Source organism: Acidobacterium sp. S8, assembly GCF_009765985.1.
GTDB lineage: Bacteria > Acidobacteriota > Terriglobia > Terriglobales > Acidobacteriaceae > Alloacidobacterium.
In genome coordinates this window covers 55,952-76,820 of record NZ_LMUM01000031.1, presented here as the reverse complement: position 1 = coordinate 76,820, position 20,869 = coordinate 55,952, and the positions used below count along the sequence as shown (strand labels likewise).

16 protein-coding genes are annotated in these 20,869 nt (G+C 57.0%); 7 read left to right on the top strand and 9 right to left on the bottom strand.

Annotated features, from left to right (window positions below):
- Position 1: 1 nt before the first annotated feature.
- On the bottom strand, positions 2-367 hold the full coding sequence (locus GSQ86_RS14385; RefSeq protein ID WP_174239974.1) for a PadR family transcriptional regulator: 366 nt from the start codon (positions 365-367) through the stop codon (positions 2-4).
- Positions 368-644: 277 nt separating this feature from the next.
- Positions 645-3,194 (bottom strand): ABC transporter permease, encoded by a 2,550-nt coding sequence (locus GSQ86_RS14380; protein ID WP_158750638.1) that lies wholly within the window; start codon positions 3,192-3,194, stop codon positions 645-647.
- 346 nt (positions 3,195-3,540) lie between these two features.
- Here GSQ86_RS14380 and GSQ86_RS14375 point away from each other — a divergent pair, with 346 nt between their 5' ends.
- Together GSQ86_RS14375 and GSQ86_RS14370 are read left to right on the top strand one after the other, a co-directional pair.
- Positions 3,541-3,882, top strand: coding sequence for a PadR family transcriptional regulator (locus GSQ86_RS14375; RefSeq protein ID WP_254062392.1), 342 nt, complete (start codon positions 3,541-3,543; stop codon positions 3,880-3,882).
- Positions 3,879-6,518: an ABC transporter permease gene (locus tag GSQ86_RS14370; RefSeq protein WP_158750636.1), complete on the top strand. Its 2,640-nt coding sequence runs from the start codon at positions 3,879-3,881 to the stop codon at positions 6,516-6,518. The genes GSQ86_RS14375 and GSQ86_RS14370 overlap by 4 nt, the downstream gene beginning before the upstream one ends.
- Positions 6,519-6,660: 142 nt before the next feature.
- Here GSQ86_RS14370 and GSQ86_RS14365 read toward each other — a convergent pair whose 3' ends face one another.
- Together GSQ86_RS14365 and GSQ86_RS14360 are read right to left on the bottom strand one after the other, a co-directional pair.
- The gene (locus tag GSQ86_RS14365; RefSeq protein ID WP_158750635.1) at positions 6,661-7,545 is read right to left on the bottom strand and encodes a Dyp-type peroxidase; all 885 of its coding nucleotides are present in this window, start codon (positions 7,543-7,545) and stop codon (positions 6,661-6,663) included.
- Between the two features lie 62 nt (positions 7,546-7,607).
- Positions 7,608-8,513, bottom strand: coding sequence for a DMT family transporter (locus GSQ86_RS14360; protein ID WP_158750634.1), 906 nt, complete (start codon positions 8,511-8,513; stop codon positions 7,608-7,610).
- A 104-nt stretch (positions 8,514-8,617) separates the two neighbouring features.
- Here GSQ86_RS14360 and GSQ86_RS14355 point away from each other — a divergent pair, with 104 nt between their 5' ends.
- Positions 8,618-9,895, top strand: a complete 1,278-nt coding sequence (locus GSQ86_RS14355; protein WP_158750633.1) for a hypothetical protein — start codon at positions 8,618-8,620, stop codon at positions 9,893-9,895.
- A 229-nt stretch (positions 9,896-10,124) separates the two neighbouring features.
- On the opposite strand, the gene GSQ86_RS14350 is transcribed toward GSQ86_RS14355, so the two are convergent.
- Entirely contained in the window at positions 10,125-10,946 is an 822-nt protein-coding gene (locus GSQ86_RS14350; protein ID WP_158750632.1) for an SDR family oxidoreductase, read from the bottom strand.
- 135 nt (positions 10,947-11,081) lie between these two features.
- On the opposite strand from GSQ86_RS14350, the gene GSQ86_RS14345 reads away from it, so the two are divergent.
- The gene (locus tag GSQ86_RS14345; protein WP_254062391.1) at positions 11,082-11,783 is read left to right on the top strand and encodes a cupin domain-containing protein; all 702 of its coding nucleotides are present in this window, start codon (positions 11,082-11,084) and stop codon (positions 11,781-11,783) included.
- Entirely contained in the window at positions 11,759-12,052 is a 294-nt protein-coding gene (locus GSQ86_RS23550; RefSeq protein WP_254062390.1) for an AraC family transcriptional regulator, read from the top strand. The genes GSQ86_RS14345 and GSQ86_RS23550 overlap by 25 nt, the downstream gene beginning before the upstream one ends.
- Before the next feature lie 47 nt (positions 12,053-12,099).
- Here the strand turns inward: GSQ86_RS23550 and GSQ86_RS14340 are convergent, their stop codons facing one another.
- Positions 12,100-15,330, bottom strand: coding sequence for a TonB-dependent receptor (locus tag GSQ86_RS14340; RefSeq protein ID WP_158750631.1), 3,231 nt, complete (start codon positions 15,328-15,330; stop codon positions 12,100-12,102).
- 175 nt (positions 15,331-15,505) lie between these two features.
- Here GSQ86_RS14340 and obgE point away from each other — a divergent pair, with 175 nt between their 5' ends.
- Entirely contained in the window at positions 15,506-16,564 is a 1,059-nt protein-coding gene (obgE, locus tag GSQ86_RS14335; RefSeq protein WP_158750630.1) for a GTPase ObgE, read from the top strand.
- Positions 16,565-16,621: 57 nt separating this feature from the next.
- Here the strand turns inward: obgE and mutY are convergent, their stop codons facing one another.
- Together mutY and GSQ86_RS14325 are read right to left on the bottom strand one after the other, a co-directional pair.
- Positions 16,622-17,773, bottom strand: coding sequence for an A/G-specific adenine glycosylase (mutY, locus tag GSQ86_RS14330; protein WP_254062389.1), 1,152 nt, complete (start codon positions 17,771-17,773; stop codon positions 16,622-16,624).
- A gap of 10 nt (positions 17,774-17,783) precedes the next feature.
- A complete protein-coding gene (locus GSQ86_RS14325; RefSeq protein WP_158750629.1) occupies positions 17,784-18,071 on the bottom strand; it encodes a YXWGXW repeat-containing protein in 288 nt (95 codons plus the stop codon).
- 268 nt (positions 18,072-18,339) lie between these two features.
- Between GSQ86_RS14325 and GSQ86_RS14320 the strand changes: the two genes are divergently transcribed.
- Positions 18,340-19,413, top strand: a complete 1,074-nt coding sequence (locus tag GSQ86_RS14320) for a PP2C family protein-serine/threonine phosphatase (RefSeq protein WP_158750628.1) — start codon at positions 18,340-18,342, stop codon at positions 19,411-19,413.
- 7 nt (positions 19,414-19,420) lie between these two features.
- Here GSQ86_RS14320 and GSQ86_RS14315 read toward each other — a convergent pair whose 3' ends face one another.
- Positions 19,421-20,584, bottom strand: a complete 1,164-nt coding sequence (locus tag GSQ86_RS14315; protein WP_158750627.1) for a hypothetical protein — start codon at positions 20,582-20,584, stop codon at positions 19,421-19,423.
- Positions 20,585-20,869: the final 285 nt, after the last annotated feature.

Sequence of the window (20,869 nt, the reverse complement as noted above, 5' to 3'; positions counted from 1 at the left end):
TTCAGATCTCCTCAGCTTCGGGCCACATGACGCGGGCAACGGCTTCCGCCATCTGTTTCCATTTTGACTCTTCGACCACAAGCTGTTTTCTGCCCTTCTCTGTCAGCTGGTAATACTTGAACTCCCGGTTTTTGTCCGGTGCGGTTTCCCATTTGGAAACTATCCAACTTCTTTTTTCCAGACGGTGCAGGGCCGGATAGAGAGAGCCATGCTGCATCTGCAGAAAATCATTTGTCGTCCGCTGAATATGTTTTCCGATCTGGTGGCCATGTGCAGGACCATAAAGCAGCGTTCGCAGAATCAGCATATCCAGCGTGCCCTGCAGAAGATTTGCGCGCTGTTGCGTCTGCTTTTTCACAGAAGACATTCGACCCTCAATCCGTTTGCTGATAGTAGATATTCTACTGTCAGCTGTCAATGAATTTGATTTTTTGCAGTAACCTCGATTGACCACTTCAGGCCTCAGCACTTATTGAGGGGCGATCACTTCAACTGCGATTCGGAGTATGTGAACCTGTGCTGGAATGTCGGCTCGCGTGATCGATACACGGCATCGCACGGTCGAAAATAGCCTGAACGTCCTATCTGCCCCGATACTGACAGTCCGTCGAGTGAATTGCATCACTCATTTCCGATTGTCGGGCTCATTCAACGCGCAAAGCCCGTACGGGATCGATGGAGGCGGCGCGCCTTGCCGGAATGATGCTGGCAATAGCCGCCGCAAGCACCAGCACGCCAATGGCAATAATCATGACCGGTACATTCACGCCGGTGATCTCATAAAGCTGCGACTTGACGTAACGGACGCAGAAGATGGACACCGGAATGCCAATAGCAAGACCAACGATGGCCTGCAGCATGGCTCCTCGCATGACCACTCCGATGACGCGGCTGCGTGCCGCTCCCAACGCCATGCGGATGCCGATCTCCGGCGTGCGGCGGACTACAGTATAGGCGGTGACGCCATAAAGACCGATGGCTGCGAGCAGCAGGGCCAGCAGGCCGAAGAGCGAGGTAAGACGCGCAATCAGGCGTTCCTCAATAAAGCGGTCGTCAATCTGCTGCTGGAAGGTCTGGAACTTTACGATGGTGAGGTTTGGGTTGATGCTCGCCAGCGTGTCGCCGACGATCTTTTCAAATCCGGCAATAGGACGCGCGGTTTGAATCACAATGGCTCCGGCGTACATGGACTGGTCTTTTTCGAGAGGATTGTCGGCGTCGGGAATGCCGGCGGGCTGCGTGAGCGATAGGAAGTACATGGCGTGGTTCTTCCAGTAGACGCTGGTGTAGGTGGTGTCCTCCACCACGCCAACGATCTCATGCGCCCCATCCTTGCCAGCCTGGCTGGGACCGGAAAAGCCAAAGTGATGGCCGATGGGATTGCGCTTGCCGAAGAACTGCTTGACGAATTCCTGGTTGACGACGGCCACGGGCGGCGCATGCAGCGTATCCTGCGTCTTGAAGCCGCGGCCCATGATGACGCGGGTGCCGACGGAGTCGAAATATTCAGGGGTGCCTTTTACCCAGGAAGCGCCCTTATTCAGGTCCGGTTCGCCCTGAACTTTTACGCCCGATCCCCAGTTGTTCTGCTCCATTGGCGTGTAGGTGGCGAGACCGACTTTGAGAACGCCGGGAATAGCGTGGAAGCGGTCGACGATGGTTTGGTAAAGAGGTTCAACCTCTGTGTTCTTGTAGCCGGCCGCCTGTGGATTGATGTGGGCGATGTAGCGGTTCGTTGCATCCAGTTTCATGTCAACGTTCTCGGCCTTACTGAGGCTCTGCGCAAAAAGGCCCGCGGCCACTAGAAGCACGAGGGAAAGCGCTGCCTGCAGGACAACGAGCGAGCGCTGCAGAAAAGATGCGCCGTGGGCGGTGGTGCGCGCGTTGGAGCGCAGAGCCTCAATGGGCTGTGCACGCGCTGCCATCAGCGCCGGAGCAAGACCAAAGAGGACGCCCGTAATCATCGAAAGCACAAAAGCAAAACCGATGACGAGAAGCGAAGGCGCTGCATTGACCGGCATGTTGTGGTGGTCAGGAAAGGCGAGCGCCAGCAGCGCGTGCGCTCCGAGATAGGAGACGGCGAGGCCGAGCAGGCCGCCCATGCCCGAGAGAAGTACGCTTTCCGTCAGCAACTGGCGCACAATACGGCTGCGCTGCGCGCCGAGCGCCGAGCGAATGGATAATTCAGCCCTGTGACTCATGCCGCGCACCAGCAGCAGATTGGCGACATTGGCGCATGCGACGAGAAGGACGAGCGCGGCAATCCATTGCAGCAGCTTCAGGTGGTCCTTGTAACCTTCCTGCATGTTCTGGATGCCGCCGCCGCCGGGCGTAAGCACTACGTGGGTACGGGGAAGAACCTTCTGGGCTCGCTGATCAGCAAAGGTCTTGAGTGTCGCAAACTGCTGCTTGAGCAGCGCGCTGGCCTTTGACTGAAGGACGGGCAGAGAGCTTCCCGGTTTTACCCGGCCGATGATGTAGGCCCATTGCGTGTCTGGATCGTTAAAGTACGGCGCGCCGATGACGGGATCCATCGCATTCATGGGAAGGTAGTACTTCGGCGGATTGGTATCGATGCGGTCGCCATAGAAACCCTTGGGAGCTACGCCGATGATGGTGGCCGGCTTGGTATTGATGAAGAACGCGCTTCCTATAACACTGAGATCGCCTGCATAGTCCTGCTGCCATGCGTCGTAGCTCATCACGACAGTGAGAGGCGCGCCCTTCTGATCATCGGTGTCTGAAAAGAGCCGGCCCGCTGCCGGCGAAAGCCCGAAAACGCGGAAGTAGTTGCCGGAGACAAATGTTCCCATGACGGACTTCGCCACTGTCTGCGGGCCGCTGCGACGGACGGTAATGGGTCGCCAGGCATAGCCGGACTCCATCGCGGCCAGCTCTTCGAACTCCGGCAGGCTCTTTTTGAACATGGAGTAGGTGTCTGTCGAGAAGAGCGAGTAATCGCCCTTATCATCCCATCCGCCATTGACGCAGCAGTCATCCTGATCGCCAATGCGCACAAGGGTACGGGGATCAACTACTGGCAAGTTATGCAGCAATATGGCGTTGACCAGCGTAAAGATGGCCGAATTGGCTCCGATGCCAAGAGCAAGCGTCAATAAAACTGTGACGGTAAAGCCAGGAGTTTTGCGCAATTGGCGAAATGCATAACCCAAATCCTGTAACAAAACTCTCATCGCCTAACCTCCACGCGTCGGCTTGCACAGGCAGAAACAACTCGCACACCTGAGGAATTCTGCGCAGCTGTTTGAAATCAAAAAAGTCTTGAAGCAGATATATACGAATATGTTCGTAGTAGTCAACGAAATCTTTCGTAGGTTACCAAGTGATGAAAACGCAGCGAACTCAAGCTGTTGAGTACTGAAGATTTTGCATGATCTTCAAACAGATAGCGCTCGGAGAGCGCACAGGCGATTCGGCATCCTCTGATCCCCACGGATGATCCAGCAGGGAACCTCGGCTCACCTTGACATTCTACCCGAAGCCGGCGTAGTTTCACCTAGTATGTCTACTAGAGAAGAGATGGAGCGTATCGAACTGCTTCAGGGAACGCTTGATCTCCTGATTCTTCGCACCCTGCAACTCGGCCCCATGCACGGTCACGCCATCGCCAAGGCGATCGAATTCAGGTCCGACGAGGTGCTCCAGGTGGAGCAGGGGTCGCTGTATCCGGCACTGCACCGGCTGATCAAGAGGCGATGGATTTCTGCCAAAGAGGGAACCTCAGAAAACAACCGCCGAGCGAAGTTCTACGCATTGACATTCAGAGGCAGACGACAGTTGACGGTTGAAACCAGCAAATGGGATAAGCTGGCGCGCGCAATCGCGCAAATTCTGCGGCCCGGAGAGCAGGAGGAAGCATGACACGGCGCAAACGCATGCTGGCGGATCTCGAGCAGGACATTCGCGACCATCTCGAAAGGGAAACCCAGGACAATATCGACCGGGGCATGTCTCCAGAGGACGCGCGTTGCGCTGCGCGGCGTAAGTTCGGCAACGTCACGCGGATCAAAGAGGAGACCTGGGAAGTGTGGAGCGTCGTGTGGCTTGAGCAGTTGCTTCAGGACGTTCGCTTCGGTATTCGCACGTTATTGCGAAGCCCGGGTCTTACGGTAGCTGCCGTAATGGCTATCGCGCTGGGCATCGGAATCAACGTTGGCATTTTCTCGGTTTTGAATGGCCTGGCGCTGCGTTTGCTCCCTGTTCCACGCGCGCAAGAGCTGGTAAGCGTAAACCAGATTTTCCATTTCCAGGGACGAGGGGAGCGGTTCATTCATAACGATGCGAGCTGGTTTTCCTACTCTGAATATCTGGACTATCGCGATCACAATCATGTCTTCTCCGGGATGGTGGCCTATGAGCCTTACGTTGAAGCAACCCTTCGGGATATTAACGTACAGCAAGTCCTTGGTACCGCAGCTTCTTGCAACTACTTCGACGTTTTGATCGAGCATCCTGCGCGGGGGCGAGGCTTTGTCGATTCCGATTGTGGAAGTCGCGCCGCGAATGCGGTTGTTGTTGTGAGCGACGATCTGTGGCGAGGAAAATTCGCCGCAGATCCTTCACTGGTCGGCAAGAAGATCGTCCTCAATCAGACAGCCTATACCGTCATTGGCATCGCGCGGCCGGGATTCACCGGAACGGAGCCGATTCCGAGCGCGTTCTGGGTGCCTATCACGATGCAACAGGCTCTGGAGCCCGGGAGCGACCGGCTCTCGAACGACAACATGAGTTGGCTGGCTTTGCTTGGGCGAACGCAGCCCGGCGTAACGATGAAGGAAGTTCGGGCGGATCTTGACGTAATTGCAGGACGAATGGACCAGCGCCACCCGCGACGCAGCACTTCGCTTGTAGTCCATGTTGCGACTTTTTTCTCGAGCCCCGACCAACGCAGCTTCCTGATTCCTGTCGCCTCCGTTGTCCTCGCCGCTTTTGCTCTCGTCTTGTTGATTGCCTGCGCGAACGTGGCGAGCCTTTTGCTTGCGCGGGCTTCCGTGCGACAGAGAGAAATCGCGCTTCGGCTCTCGATGGGCGCGAGCCGATGGCGCCTGGTGCGGCAGTTGCTGACCGAGAGTCTTTTGCTCTCTCTGGCAGGCGGCGCGCTTGGATCTGTAATTGCATTCTGGTCCTTCATTCGGATCACGCAACTCGTGACTTCTCACTTACCGCATGATTTTCCTCCCTTTGCCGTGAATGTTGCGCCCAATCTCCATGTGGTCGCGTATGCACTCGTGCTTTCCCTTTTGACGGGAATTGCATTCGGCCTGGTCCCGGCATTGCGAAGCTCGCGGCCTGATCTGAACAGCGTAATCAAAGGAGACGGCACATCATTCGGCGCAAGCAAGAAGAGCGGGCACTTATTGCTCAACACGCTGGTTGGCTCTCAAGTTGCCGTATGCATGGTTTTGTTGCTTGCCGCCGGATTGCTGCTTCGTGGGCTTTACAGCGCGCAAACTGTTGATCCGGGGTTTGAGATCAAGCGCGTAGCAACGCTTTTTCTGGATTTAGGAAAGCAGGGCTACGATTCAGCGCGCGCCACAGGTTTCATGCAACATTTTCGAGAGCTGATCCAGGGCCTTCCTGGAGTCATCGAAGTCGCGCAGGCGGAGTGCGCGCCGCTGAGTCATGATTTCAGCGCCTCGCATTTTATGGTTCCCGGCCGTGCCGACACGGTTGCCATTGAATATAACCACGTCACTTCCGACTATTTTTCGCTGCTCGGCATCCCGATTGTGCGAGGTCGAAGCTTCAAGCCGGCGGAAACGCATGAGGCGCCAGGGATCATCGTCACAGAGTCGACGGCGCGTAGGCTCTGGCCGGGTCAGGATCCATTGGGGAAGGCTTTGCGTGAAATCTCAGGGCGTGAATATTCAGTAGTCGGCGTGGCCAAAGACGCTCAGGTCGCGCATCTCGGTCAACTCGACACAAATTATCTTTATTTTCCAGCCGGGAAAGAAGACGACTCGCGAAGCTACGTCCTGGTTCGCTACGCAACCGGTTTCACAGATGTAGCAACGAGCATTCGCGATGCGGGGCGATCGATCGACCCTGGTGTCTCTATCGATGTGGCCCGGCTCGAAGATTATCTCGAAGTCTGGCGCGCACCTTCGCGAATCGTGGCTGCGCTGTCAGGAGCGCTCGGCGCATTGGCCCTGCTGCTCTGCTCAATTGGCGTGTACGGGATGGTTTCTTATAGCGTAAGCCGATCCGTACGTGATATCGGCATTCGTATGGCTTTGGGCGCTGATGGTTCTCAGGTCATGCGCCATATCCTTTGGCAGGCCATGCGCCCGGTTCTTATTGGCGGGGCCGTTGGCGTGGCATTGTGCGCCGCCGTATCGGGGGTGCTCTCCAGCATGATGTTTGGGCTCGGCGCACATGATCCCCTCGCATTCATTTCCATGCCACTTTTTCTGTTAGCCGTGGCCTTCGTTGCGACTTTCATTCCGGGCCGGCGAGCCATGCGGGTGGACCCGATGGTGGCGTTGAGATGTGAATAAAAATAGCGATTGCGGCTGAAACTACTATCGGTTGACGACTTCAGGCCAATGCACTCGTTGAGACTTTTGATTGAACGGGCAAAGGAAGGATTGCGCGGAAACAAAACACGTTCCTCTAAGGGCGAAATTTTGCGTGGTCGATTTACCGTAAGCGCCGCAGGCTCTCGACGGAAGGCACGAAATAATAGGAGCCGGTCAGCGGTTCGGTAAAGCGTGTGAGCGCATCGCGCGTGCCGTTGACCAGGCCTGCCATGCTGTCGAGCATCCCGGAAAGCCGCTTCTGCTCTGCGCTAAATCCAACGAAGACGGTGCCGTGGTTGTCGACATTTCCGTAGGGCATGTTGCGACGGAAGATGTTTCCGTACTCGTCCTGATCTGTGCGAGCGACATGCGAGTCGTCTGGCTTGTTCTCGAGTTCGATGCTGTCGAGCTTGGTGCGTCCCATGATGTGCTCCTGCCGATCGACGGGCAGAGCTTCCCACTCAGCTGTCTTGTGCTTCCACTTTTGCAGCAGCAGGACTGAGCCGGCAGCACCCGGAACTCCCTCGGGTAAGAGGGCGTCGATAGGAGCGTCGAGCAGCGTCGGATTCTCGGAGCCATCGACGAAGCCGGTAAGATCGCGATCGTGCCGGTAAGGCCAACTCGAGGTTTCTTCTCCCAGCGAGGCCTGCCCTGCGAGATCATGGACGACCGAGCGAGCCATATCGAAGATAACGTCGTAAGCACTGCCGGACAGCCATACCAGCGCATCATGTTGCGTGGCCGGCATCACGAATCCTTCTATGCCCTGAATCTGTTTATTAAAGCCATCTACGTCCTGAGGGGCATCTTCCGGAAGAATATTGCGCCAGAGCTCAGGCCGAAAGCCGATGACGAAGTTCACTCCGCCCGTAGTGGTCCGGGGTTCGTGGATCGCGGAGATAGTCGAGGCGAATTCCTTATATTTCTTCGCGTCCAGAAGGTCAAATTCCAAATACGCATGAGAGGACGTTCCGAGAGCGAAGATTCCAGCCTGTGGCGTGTACATGCGGGCATTATATCGGGCACCCTCTTAGCTCAAAACAGTTTGCCAGCTGTGCCGCGAACCCATCAACTGCCCTCGGTCAGCGGCACGACCTCACGCGCCGCCACGGCGATGTAGAGACCGGCCGCGAGAATCAGCGATCCTCCCAGCAACACATACACTCCCGGCTTGTCACGCCACACCAGATACGAAACCAGTGCGCCTGTCACCAGCTGCGTGTAGTGGTACTGCGACACATTTGCTGCGGAAGTATGTTTCACCGCGATGTAAAAGCACAGCGTTCCCAGTGCGCAAAACAGGCCCATGGCAAACAGTCCCGTCGTCAGCCGCACTGTCAGCGGTTCGGCGTGCAACAGCACCATCAACGCAAACCCTACCGCCGCTGTCACCAGGCCGGAAAAGAATGCCAGGCTCTCCGGTGATTCCGTTTGCGTGAGCACACGCGACCACACCATATTCACTGAGAAGCATGCGACACATACGATGCACGCGCCGAACCCGATCCAATCCCACTCGCGGGCGCTGCTCCAAGGATGCACCGCAAGAACGACTCCTGCGAACCCTGCCCCGATAGCAATCGCTCTCTTCCACGGCAACCCTTCGCGCAGAAAGACCGCCGACAACAGCGCAATGACCATGGGCGCCATGAAGACGAGAATGTAGAACAGCGTGAGTGTCAGATGCCGCAACGCTATCACTACGCACACATTGTTCCCCATATCGAGGCAAGCCCGCGCCACCTGACGGTTCAGGCGGTGCGGCCGCAACAGCCCCACTTGACGGCGCGCCAGTGCATACAACATCAGAAAGACTGCCATGAAGAGTCCCAGGAATGCCACCATCTCATAGGACGGAAGTCCCGATTGCCCCACCAGCTTGATTGAGGTATCTGCCAGCACCCAGAAGGTGAATCCCGCCAGCGCAAACCCAATCGCTCCCAGATCCGATACTTTTGCAACCTGTCTCTGCATCTTCCTTCAACTTACAGGAACCGCAACTCCGCAGCCGCTGCGACACAATCCATAGGAAGCGTAGGATACTGTTTGCAAACTCGCGCTTTTTTGAGAGGCCATCCGTGACAGGTCGCAATTTAATGACCGTCCTTTTTCTCGTTGGAACGCTGACGAGTATTTATGGACAGAAGAGTAAAGGGAGTCGCACTCCGACCGACGTTCAATTAAGTGGCCTGAAATCCGCAGCGCCCACGTTACCTGTTCCATCCGGTCCATTTGGGATCGGACGAGTTGGCTATGAATGGATCGATCCCTCTCGTCCTGATACCCATTCTGCTAATCCTGACGGACACCGCGATTTGATGGTGTATCTCTGGTATCCAGCGCCGCGAACAGATGCAGGCAGAACAGGGCCGTATCTCCCCGGTGCAAAGCAGATGGATGCAAACCCCGAGGTTCAGCGCCGCGTCGGAGATGAGTTTGGAGCCGGCTGGGGACTGATTGTTTCAGGAGACATCGTTTCTCATGCGATCGAAAATGCGCCGGTCGCGAGGTCGCCCAAACATTTTCCTGTTGTGGTCTTTTCGCATGGCCTGGGAAGTGTAGGTTTTGCATACACATCGTTGATTGAGGATCTCGTCAGCCACGGATATGTGGTTGCATCGATTGAACACACGTATACGGCAATGGCGGTTGTATTTCCCGATGGCAGGGTTGTCACGCCTCATCAAGAAGCCGACCCCGCGGGCCTCACGCCTGAGCAACGATTTCAACGGATGCAGGCATCCGCCGGACTAGCGATCACAGAGGGCGCTCGTGACGAGGTTTTCGTGCTGAACAAGCTGACAGAGATGAATGACCAAAAGACGCATGAATTTGCACTCTTCGGAAGACTCGACGTTGACCGGGTAGCGGCAATGGGGCACTCTGCTGGCGGAGCGTTTGCAACGATTGCATGTCAGATGGATCAACGTTTCAAGGCATGCATAAGCCTCGACGGAGCGCTGCCCCCCGTCGCTGCATTTCCCGAATACGGCAAAGGATTCACCCAGCCTGTTCTCCTCCTCGAAATTGATCATTCCGGCCAACGGAGAGGCTTTGATGATGCCCAGGAGGCCGAATATATGAAGAAGAAGGAAGCTCAACTCAATGCCTGCCCTATCGGCAGTTACGATGTTGTGTTGAAATCCGCAGGCCTGAATCACGCAAGCTTCAGCGACATTCCTCTTCTATTCGCGAACGGCAAAAAAACGGAAACCGGAGAGGCGCTCTATAACTTACGTACAACCCAAGCGTTCACACGCTCTTTTCTCGACAAATATTTGATGCATGGTGCCGGAGGACTGTTTAACGACCCGTCGGAGTATCCGGGAACGATCGTCAAACCCTATGGCCACTAGCCTGACGCAGGAAGCCTCAGTACATTTTCTCTGGAGATAGCAGAGGTGCCCTCGGCGGGTGGGCCGGCGGATCCGATAAAAATCGGAGAGGTAATGCGGCGACACGGACTTACGCCAGCGTAAGCCAAGTTTTGCAGCGCTTATCCTGTGATGCACCCGCGGCGGCTTTGCGCCGCAGCTATCCAGTCTGTTCAAGCTTCGAAATAGCGCATCTGGTCGAGATCGGAAATCAGGCCTGGGCCCGTCGGGCGCCCGACGCCGGGATATCGGAACCCACAAATAATCCGAGCCAGCCAAAGTACTCGTCTGCCTCTTCGGGAGACTTGGAGACGACCGGGATCTTCAGACCTCGTCCGATTACCTCAGCGATCTCTCGAAGCGGCACGCCCTCTTCTGCGACCGCGTTATAACGGGCTCCAGCTGTACCCTTCTCAAGTGCCAGCTTGTAAAGCCGCGCACAATCGAGCACGTGTACCGCAGGCCATCGATTGAGCCCATCGCCGATATACGCCGAGACGCCCTTCTCGCGGGCGAGGGCGATCAGGTAGGTGATAAGCCCTTGCTTGACGGGGTCGTGGACCTGCGGAAGGCGCATCACGGAAGCGCGGACGCCTCGCGCCGCCGCTGAAGCTGCGGCCTCTTCCGAAGCTACGCGGGGAATTGGAGAGTTGGGCGCATCTTCCTCGGTTGAGGGACGTCCCGGTGTCCTGGCCATGCCGGTCCCGGAGGTGACCACCAGGGGACGGTCCGAGCCAGCGAGCGCAGAGCCAAGGGCTTCGACGGCGTGGGTGTCTATCTCGCAATTTTCTTTAAATTTAGAGAAGTCGTGGATAAAGGCGCAATGTATGACGCCATCCGACATGGCTGCTCCGCTGCGCAGGCTTTCGAGGTCTTCAAGATGACCTCGATGTACCTGTGCGCCAGCGGTGTTAAGAGACCTGGCGCCCTCCTCGGAGCGGGCAAGACCAAGCACCTGATGGCCCGCGTTGATGAGTTCGGGAATAATGGCTGAACCGATAAAGCCTGTAGCACCGGTGAGGAAAACACGCATCTCTACTTCTCCTTATGCTTCCACTTCGTGACCATGACCGCATTTTGCGGCCTGTCTATGAGCAGGATAGGCTGTGGAAGGAATACGATCTATGCTGTAGAGTCCGTATTATTTTCGCAATCGTCCGGATGGCTTATGGATCCGCTCTCAGATGTGTTGTCGCTGCTGAAGCCTCGCAGTTATATTGCCGGCGGCTTTGATGTGGGTGGCGAGTGGTCCGTTCGGTTCGGACAGCATGACGGCATCAAGTGCTATGCCGTCGTCTCAGGTCAATGCTGGCTTTCCGTGGAAAGTGTTCCCGACGCGGTGCGGCTGGAGACAGGTGATTGCTTTCTGTTGCCGCAGGGAAGACCGTTCTGCCTTACAAGCGACCTGGCCCTGACACCTATTGATGCCCTGACAATTCTTGCAACCACGAGAAGGCAGGCCGGGATCGCCGTAATCAATGGCGGCGGATGCTGTATTGTGGGCAGCCACTTCGCCTTCACCGGCGAGCATGCCGGCATCCTGCTCGGAGTGTTGCCGCCGATGGTGCATCTACAGAAAGAATCGGATAAGGCGGCGATGCGCTGGTCTCTTGAGCGGATGAGGCAGGAGCTGCTCGATCCGCAGCCGGGCGGCTCGCTGGTAGCGCAAGACATCGCACACATGATGCTGGTTCACGCCCTGCGCCTTCATCTGGCAGAGGGGTTGAGAGGCGGCGTTGGATGGCTCTTCGCCCTGGCAGATCGACAGATGAGCGCGGCAATCCACTCTATGCACGACAATCCGCGCATCGCTGGACATTGCAGGAACTGGCGGAGCGTGTCGGCATGTCGCGATCGACCTTCGCCCTGAAATTCAAGGAGACAGTTGGGACGTCGCCTATGGAATACCTGACGCGCTGGCGCATGCTGCTTGCCGGGGACAGGCTGGTGAATGCGAGCGATCCCATTTCCGTCATAGCACTGTCGCTTGGGTACGAATCCGAAAGCGCTTTCAGCACGGCCTTCAAGAGGGTCATGGGCTGTTCGCCACGGCAATATAGCCGCGGCCGAAGTTCGGTTTCCACTCCCCGTAGTGAAGTGGAAATTGTTCGTGATCAGCTCGAGAGTGTCGCAGGTTAATTTGTGAACCTGGTGTTGCTGCTGCGCCTAACGTTCGTCACGCTTCGTCAGAAGTGCAGGCGCACGGCGAGTTGGAGCTGGCGTTCCCGGTAGAGCGTGCTGCTGTTGGCATTCGTGATGGTGCCGAAGCCGCTGGTGCCGCCCAGATAAGTGAGCCGGGCGTTGCCGCCGGGACTTGTGGCTCCGTCGATGATGTAACCCACCGTATCAATGTTGGTCGCGTTCTGATGATTGAGGACGTTGAAGACCTCGCCCACCACTTCCAGGCTGTAGCGCTCGCCGATATGGGTATCTTTCGCAAGGCGCGCATCGAGATTGCAGACATTCGGATAGCGGAATGTGTTGCGGCCGACTTCGGGGATGCGATTGTCGCCGCCGGAGCCGTTGATGCTGGAGCCGAGTCCTTCAACTTTTGTCGAGGGGCAGATGCCGAGCAGAAATTGCTGGTAGGAACATTCAAGCGAGGGAATGGAGCCGGTGGTGTGCATGGTGTAAGGCAGACCGGTGCGCCACTCGACGACTGGAGCCACCAGATATCCATTTGCCAGATAGCCAAAGAAACCGTGCACGCGCCATGGTGCATGCAGCACTGCGCCTCCGGTTGCGCGGCTGCGGATATCGAAATTTGAGTTGCCGTATTCAAGTTTGAAGTTAGTCGGGTCGAGTACGTCGTTCAGGTCGGCAAAGGTGCTCTCGTTCTGGTTGTAGTCGATGGCGTGAGCATAGGTATAGCTGGCGTGCAGGTCGAGCGTTCGCGAGTGATGGGCGAGGCGGGCGACTCCGGCCTGGTAGTAGGAGTTGGTGGCGCTGAAGATCTCGGTAATTTGCTGGTAGTTGGGATTGATGCGCTGCGAAAAAAAGTTGGTGGTGTAAGTGCCGCGTTTCAGCGGGCCTTTCCCCGTCGAATCGTCGATGGTGTAGGTGATGGTCTGGAACGGGCCGCCGGCGAGGTCGATATTGGTATCGATGAAATTGGGCAGCTCGCGTCCGCTGCTGCCCATCCAGGTGAAGGTAAGTGTGGTCTTGTGACTGAGTGATTGTTCGAGTGAAAACTCAGCCTGATGAATCTGCGGGTTCTGGAAATGCGGGTCGAAGTAAACGGCGTTCGGCGCCACGGTCAGCGCTGGTTTGCTGCTGAAGACGTAGGGGAAGGGCGGCGCGCCGAGGTCGGTTGGACGATAGAAGTAAGTCAGCTGGCCATTGGGGGAGCCAGTCGATGTAAGCGCGGTAAATATGGTTGAGTTGATAATGCGGCCATAGTAGATGCCGTATCCGGCACGGAGAACGGTGTTGCCGTGGCCGAAGACATCCCACGCCAAGCCGAGGCGTGGGCCGAAGTTATTGCGGTCATGGGGGAGGGTTGCCGTCTGGGGAATGTCAGAGTTTACGAGATTTTTGTTCGTATCGGGTAGCGCTTCGTATTCATAACGCACGCCTAACGAGAGCGTGAGCCCATGATGAAGCTTCCATTCATCGGAGACGAACCCGGCATAGTCAGCGGTCTGAAACTGAAACTGCGTATAGCCGATGCCTTGCTGGAAGTACGAATAGCAGGGCAGATTGCCGGAGCCTGTAGTTGTGCCGGTGCAGTGGTTGGGCGAGTAGTAATCGGCGGCGAAGTCGAGCGCATTCGTGTAGTCGTAGGTGCCGTTCTGGTCGTAGAGGTTATTGCTGTAATCCGTCACGTAGTTGAGGTCGTAGCCAAGCTTGATGGCGTGGTTGCCCTTGATCCATGTCATGGTATCGACGAACTGGTGACGGCGCTCGTCAGGGTAAGCGGGGCGGTCAAGAAAGGCGGGCTTGCCGAAGCGGAAGCCGTAGCTCGACCCGGCAATAGAGATTTGCGGGGCGTGGCCGTAGGCGTTCTTCGAAAGGCTTTCTTCAAAAGGTGCGGGAGCCGGTGCGAATTCGGATTCAGTGTCGCGGCCATACTGGTAACGGGCTTCGTTAAGTATGTTGGCGGTGACGAAAAACTGCCAGCGGACGATGCCCCAGTCTTCTTTCACGTAATCGTTGCCGAAGCTGGCAACGCCGTAGGTATCGGATGGCGCAGTCTGCACGCCGTTGAGCGAGTTCCAGCGCATGCGGTTGTATTGCAGCGTGAGGTGATGGCGTTCATTGAGCTGCCAGTCGATTTTTGGAAAGAAGATGACCTGGTTGCCGTTGCGGGGAACGTTGCCGAGGAGTCCGTTGAGATTGTTGAGCAGCGTGTTGTAGCTGGCGAGCGCCTGCGCGGGCGATTGGCCGATGCGTCCGGCGAGGGTCTGGATTTCCTGCGCGGAGGGCGTGGCAAAGAATTCCTCGGGCGTACCGGCGCGTGCGATGCCGGGGAAGTCGCGGCGGAACTGGTCGTATGCGAAGAACCAGAAGAGATTGTCTTTGCGGATGGGGCCGCCTGCGTTGAGGCCCCACTGCTTGCGGACATCGGAGGGCTTGAGAGGCTCGGTGACGAAATCGCCGGTTGCATCGCGTGTCGTAATCGTGGTGAATGGGTTGGTGGCGCCCCAGTTGTTGTCTCGATCGTAGAAGAAGAGCTGGCCGTGAAGATCGTTGCCGCCACTTTTGGTGACGGTGTTGACGACACCTCCGGCGGCGCGTCCGTACTCGGCGGAGAAGTTGGAGGTGTTGACCTGAAATTCGCGTACGGCAGCCTGGGTGGTGGAGTAGCCGATGCGCGTGCGGCCGCGCTCTTCTGAAAAGAACGCCTGATTGTTGTCTGCACCGTCAATGGTGTTGTTGTTGAGCAGCACGCTGATTCCGCGAAAGCTGAGCAGTCCGTAGCCGTTCTGGTCGGGAGTAACGCCGGGTGCAAGCAGGGCGAAGTTTGACCAGCGGCGGCCATTGCTGGGCAGGTCGTCGACTTGTATCTGGTTGATATTCTGGGTGACCGCTGCGCTGGTGGTGTCGATCTGCGGGGCTTCGCCGCTGACGCTGACGGTCTCCTGCGCGGTACCGATGGCGAGGCGTGGGGCGATGTGGGTGAGGCGCCCCACTTCTACCGTAACCGATTGTGCCATCCAGGGCGCGAAGCCGTCCGCGCCTGCCATGAGCGTGTAAATTCCCGGCGTCAGCCCTTCAAAATAGAAACCGCCAGTCTCGCTGGACTTTATGTTGCGCTCGAGTCCTGTGGCTGGATTACGCAGGGCGAGCTGCGCGTTGGGGACGGCGCGGCCTTCAGCGTCGAGAACGGTTCCTGCGACGGCTCCCCCGGTGGATTGTGCGGCAAGGCTGCCGGTCAGGAGCGTCAACAGACACAGGATTGCGAAGCGAAGCTGCAAAACCATCTCCAAGGGCAGTTCATACAAGAGCCGGGGCTAAAGCTCCGGTCAAAATACAAGCTTTTTCACCGGCCTGAAGGCCGGTGCTTCTACCCGCCCTGGCAGACCGATTTTCTGTTCAAAATTTGGGAATCGTGATGCGAGATTACGCGATTCGATAGACTAGAGAGTAGAAATGTTTATCGATGAAGCAAGAATCCGGATAAAAGCCGGTGACGGTGGTAATGGGTGCATGGCGTTCCGCCGGGAAAAGTTTGTGCCGCGCGGTGGCCCCTCGGGCGGAGACGGCGGACGCGGCGGCGATATCGTCATGGAATCGAGCGAGCGCCACAACACATTGGTGCACTTTCGCTTTAACCCTGAGCACAAGGCGGAGCGCGGTCGGCACGGCGAAGGCTCGAACTGTACTGGACGCGACGGCGAAGGCATCGTGCTGAAGGTTCCGGTGGGCACGTCTCTTTATGACGAAGAGACGGGCGAGCTGGTGCACGACTTCCAGCGGCCGGACGAGAGCATTGTGATCGCACGAGGCGGGCGCGGCGGACGCGGCAACCAGCACTTCGCTACGTCGACGCATCAGGCTCCGCGTGAGCATGAGCTGGGGCGCGCGGGGGAAGAAAAGCACTATCGGCTTGAGCTGAAGCTGCTGGCCGATGTAGGGCTGGTCGGCTATCCAAATGTGGGCAAGTCCACGCTGATCTCGCGTATCTCGGCGGCAAGGCCGAAGATTGCCGATTATCCGTTTACGACGCTTGAGCCAAATCTCGGGGTAGTAACGATTGGCGAAGCTCCTTATGAAGAGAGCTTTGTCGTTGCTGATATTCCGGGACTGATTGAGGGCGCACATCTGGGCGCTGGGCTGGGTATGCAGTTCCTGCGGCACATTGAGCGCACGCGGCTGCTGGTGCACCTTGTCGATGTTTCAGACGCGGGCGGGCGGCCCGATCCTGTCGAGGACTTCAAGGTAATTATGGGTGAGCTGAAGAGCTTCGGTCACGGACTCGACGAGAAGCCGATGATTGTGGTCGCATCGAAGGCCGATGTGGCGAATCCCGAAAAACTCAAGAAGCTGCAGGCCATGGCGAAGCGTAAGAAGCTCGGCTTCTACGCGATTTCCGCTGTGACCGGGCTCGGTGTGGATGCGCTGAAGTATGCGATCGGAGAGCGTGTACGCGATCTGAGAGAGAAAGACCTGGCTGCCGCTGAATCGACGCAGTCGGAATCACTCGGTTAGATCATTTTCCTGTCGCTCATAAACCGTCGTCAGAATTACGTCTGCCGTGGTCTGCACTTATAGGAAAGTTGCCGATTCCGCTCTTTTGCGAATCGGTGGAGCTGCCGGCAAAACATGGAGCCTCGTGAGTGCTTTCCGTGCGATTCCTGTGAGCGGCAGGTTGTGCAGCTCTTCAGCTTTCACCCACTTCCTCGCTTTTACTCCTCGCTTTGGGAGCAGGCGCGACTCCTGCGGCTCAAAGTGAAGAATGCTTACCTGATAATTTGTAACGGTGATCGAGTGCCGGAGCTGCAACAGTACGCGATCCGATTCGGGCTCTGGATTTTCAAGCTGCGGCAGCTCCCACATGCCCGCCATTAAACTGGCTTCGGCTGGTCGTTGTTCCAGCAGAACTTCGGGTTCACCTCGGCGCAGGCGCCGCACAATCGCATAACTGACAGCTTTGTTGACCATCTGTTTACGCGGAGTGGTGGGATGCTCACCGCGTGTTCGACAGAGCTTCTGGACGGGACAATGCAGGCAGAGCGGGTTTTTCGGCAGGCAGACGGTTGCGCCCAGTTCCATCATGGCCTGGTTGAAATCGCCAGCTCGCTCGCGGTCGAGTAACTGCTCCGCTGCCTGGCGGATGCTACGGATTTCTTTTCCGTTTGAAGTAAGTCGCAGAATCACACGCTCTACGTTGCCGTCGACGGCAGCTGTAGCTTCTCCGAAGGCGATGCTGGCGATGGCGGCTGAAGTGTAATCGCCGATACCGGACAAGAGGCGAAGACCTGCTGCTGTTTTTGGAATCGAGCCATTCCATTCGCGAACTACGGTTTGCGCGGCGCGATGCAGCATGCGCGCGCGGCGATAGTAGCCGAGACCGCTCCAGATAGCGAGAACGTCAGGTTCGGCAGCTTCAGCGAGAGACTGAACGGTTGGAAAGCGGTCGAGGAAGCGCGCGTAGTGATCGAGTACTGCATTGACGCGCGTCTGCTGCAGCATGATCTCTGACACCCAGATGGCATAGGGGTCCGTGCTTCGCCGCCAGGGCAGATCGCGCGCATGGAGGTCATACCAGGAAAGCAAAAAGCGGCGAAACTGGCGCAGTTCTGCCACACTGAATTCTTCGCCGCTCATATCTGGATTGTATGGCTTTGGTAAGTCGCCGAGCCAGCAATGTGGCTCAACGATTGGTGTGCGGCTGTAATCGTTCACAGCCGCAGGCATGGACTGAGGATTAACGCCAGTGGCCTTCTACGAAGACCCACCCACCGTGACGCTCGGCCCAGTGTGCCGGCACCCACTCGGCACGCGGATGCGGCGGAGCCATGTAGCGTCCGGGAACCCACACGTAGCGGTTTCCATCCCAGCGGTGATAGCCGCCAGTCCATATATAGCCAGCATGTGGAGGTGGACCAGGGTGCTCAACCACGACGGGCGGCGGAGCGACACGTACGACGACCTGCGCAAAAGATGGCGCAGCAAGAGCGCAGGCAAGAATTCCGGCGAGTGCGAATTTCTTCATGGGTAAGAAAATCTCCATCACTAAAGTTGAGGCGGCTTTTTTATCGGCTGCCTTATTTACTTCTATGGGAGTAGAACGCAGTTAGGAGGAGATAGTTGTCTTCATTTTTGTGTCGAAAAACGACACAGGAGAAAGAATGGTTGCCTGCGTCGTTGCGTTTTTTCTTATTCGAGAAAGAAGTGCATAGGAGGGCCGCCACCGTCAGGTTACAATTCCTGCGATACCAACGCTGAACTCCTTCAAGCGATCCGGGCAAGCAGGTAGACAGATGGGAAGACATCACGTTGCGGGACTCTTAAACACAGTCGTGATGGTTGCGATTGCTGCGGTCGCTTACACGGATTGGGTGATACTCGCCAACGTTTCGCTCGGCTATCTCTACATCCTTCCAATCGCGTTGTGCGCGCTGGTAAATCCGCTGCCCATCACCATTGCGCTGGGTGTGATCTGTACATTTCTGCAGGACATCTTCGGGCCACCAACAGATACGATGGACTGGCGCATTTTTCATGACGGCATCTATCTGGGAAGTTTTCTTGCCGCGGGATTTCTCGTCACACAGATTGCACGACAACGCGATCGCATGGCGGAAGAGGTGCTTCGCCAGCGCGACGCCTATGCTCGCGACCTTGAGCTGGCCGCGCTGGTACAAAGACGGGTTCTGCCCAAACCCCTGAAGCTGCCCGGCATTGAACTGGCTGCCGAGATGAAAACGGCGCGACAGCTTGGAGGAGATTATTACGATTTCTTCCCCGTCTCTGAAGATGTTGTCGACGTGGTGATTGCCGATGTCTCAGGCAAAGGCGCGGCGGCCGCGCTGTTGATGCCATCCCTCGCGGTTGCGCTGCGATTGCGGGCCCGCGAGCTTGAGAGCCCTGCACTTGTAATTCAGGATCTCGATGGAGTGCTCAAGCAGGTGACGAATTCGGCTACGTTTGTCACGATGTTTTACGCGAGGCTGAATCGAAGGAGCCGCATTCTGCAGTACGCGAGCGCAGGCCACAATCCGCCGATCCTTACACGTTCCAAAACAAAAGAGACTTTCGTGCTCGATCAAGCGGGGCCGATTCTCGGTATTCTTCCGGACGCGCATTACTCTGATACAGAAATCGCATTGGAGCCGGACGATGTGCTCACCCTCTTTACTGACGGCGTCACCGAACAGGAGAACGAACACGGAGAAGAGTTTGCCGTGGAGAGATTAGAGGAAGCGATTCGTGGCGGGGATACGCAATCGGCGGACGCGATCGTGACGCAGGTTGTCGAAGCGGTCTCTCGATTCGGAGGAGAGACGGAGCAGGCGGACGATCTTACGATCGTCGTACTGAAAGTCCTTGCGTAGTCCCCGATTAAACAATCTCTTCGCCCAGGGCAAAGCGTAGTTCACGCGATTCGCTCCAGGCCATGCGAAGACCACCGGCAACCGGACGGCTTCCCATCAGGCGCACTGCCTTGATTCCCAACTCGAGATAGGATGGCGCTTTCTGATCGGGCCATAGCTCGCGCAGCGGCCGGACCACGCCATTTTGGTCGGGATGAAAGACGCGCTCATCCCAGTGGCGCGAACCTTGCGGAAAGTCGGGATAATCGCGGATGGCATCGAGTGTCGATTCGAGAATGCGATGCTTCCACGGCTCAGCATATTGGGGCATGAAGAGAACATGGCTGCGGTCTTCGTAGCGAATCTCATGCACGAACTCAGTAAATGTGGATGCGGTCGATAGGTTCACATTTGCATTCGGTTCGACACCATGGCGATCGCCGCCGGAGATGAGCAGCTTGTTCCACTGCTGCGCCATCTTTTTTACCGCGCGATTTTCTTCCCAGTGACGCAGGCCATTCAACTCAAGCGCGTGCATGTACTCGCCATTGGCCATCATGAAGCTTTCCACTCGCTGCTTGTGTTTTGCGCAGCCGATCAGATACAGATCCCACATTGGATGATTGAAGACGATGAGCACATTCGGCAGCGCATGCAGCGCTGCGAGAATCTCCGTCAGCTTCGCTTCATCTGGATTTGCCGTATATTCCTCGAAGATTTTCATCCACGCCGCGCCGCTTTCGCTTGGCAGATTATGGATGCCGAGATGGAATGCCTGATCGCCTCCGTAGGGCGCGCTCCACTCGACCGAAACCGGAATGTGACGCGCCGACGCAACGGTGCGCAGCAGCATGGGAGCGTTGATGTTGTCGTGGTCGGTGATGGAGACAAGCGGCATCAGGCCCAGGTTATGAATCTGCCTGCTTTCAAGATCGAAGGCAAGACGCGGCGTAAGAGGCGGCGTCCAATAGGCGGCTGCATAATTTACCGGAGTGTTATGACGCTCGCGCGAGCGGCGCTCAGCTTCGTGCAGGATGGGCCGCAGCAGCCGATATTGAGCCCCAAGGTTGGCGAGAAAATCCAGCGTTTCCTTTGACTGATTGGTGTGGCTGTGGAGAGAAACGCCGGTCGTGTATTCGTTGCATGCCTGCTGATCTTTCCAGAGATACGAGATACGCCGTAATGCGGTCATGCTCTCCTCCATGACCTCGTGCAATCGTATGCGAGTGCCGAGGTTTGGATATTTGCCTCGCTGGCATCAGTATCGATTTGCACCATGAACGCGGCATTACGGGGACGAGAAAGGAAGGTCAATTCAGGCAGCGAACCTGATTTGGTAATGACAAACAGGATGAGGAGCGACTACGGCATCGCGGAATTCAGGGGATTCTTCGCTGCGCTCAGAATGACGTCTTCGTAGCTGGCTGATTGCGCCCGGATTAGCGGCTGGTCTTCGCGATCTCCGGACGAAGGAAGC

Coding starts and splice junctions, on each gene's coding strand:
- GSQ86_RS14385 (WP_174239974.1), bottom strand. CDS start 367: ATGTCTTCTGTGAAAAAGCAGACGCAACAGCGCGCAAATCTTCTGCAG.
- GSQ86_RS14380 (WP_158750638.1), bottom strand. CDS start 3,194: ATGAGAGTTTTGTTACAGGATTTGGGTTATGCATTTCGCCAATTGCGC.
- GSQ86_RS14375 (WP_254062392.1), top strand. CDS start 3,541: ATGGAGCGTATCGAACTGCTTCAGGGAACGCTTGATCTCCTGATTCTT.
- GSQ86_RS14370 (WP_158750636.1), top strand. CDS start 3,879: ATGACACGGCGCAAACGCATGCTGGCGGATCTCGAGCAGGACATTCGC.
- GSQ86_RS14365 (WP_158750635.1), bottom strand. CDS start 7,545: ATGTACACGCCACAGGCTGGAATCTTCGCTCTCGGAACGTCCTCTCAT.
- GSQ86_RS14360 (WP_158750634.1), bottom strand. CDS start 8,513: ATGCAGAGACAGGTTGCAAAAGTATCGGATCTGGGAGCGATTGGGTTT.
- GSQ86_RS14350 (WP_158750632.1), bottom strand. CDS start 10,946: ATGCGTGTTTTCCTCACCGGTGCTACAGGCTTTATCGGTTCAGCCATT.
- GSQ86_RS14345 (WP_254062391.1), top strand. CDS start 11,082: ATGGATCCGCTCTCAGATGTGTTGTCGCTGCTGAAGCCTCGCAGTTAT.
- GSQ86_RS23550 (WP_254062390.1), top strand. CDS start 11,759: ATGTCGCGATCGACCTTCGCCCTGAAATTCAAGGAGACAGTTGGGACG.
- obgE (WP_158750630.1), top strand. CDS start 15,506: ATGTTTATCGATGAAGCAAGAATCCGGATAAAAGCCGGTGACGGTGGT.
- mutY (WP_254062389.1), bottom strand. CDS start 17,773: ATGCCTGCGGCTGTGAACGATTACAGCCGCACACCAATCGTTGAGCCA.
- GSQ86_RS14325 (WP_158750629.1), bottom strand. CDS start 18,071: ATGAAGAAATTCGCACTCGCCGGAATTCTTGCCTGCGCTCTTGCTGCG.
- GSQ86_RS14320 (WP_158750628.1), top strand. CDS start 18,340: ATGGGAAGACATCACGTTGCGGGACTCTTAAACACAGTCGTGATGGTT.
- GSQ86_RS14315 (WP_158750627.1), bottom strand. CDS start 20,584: ATGACCGCATTACGGCGTATCTCGTATCTCTGGAAAGATCAGCAGGCA.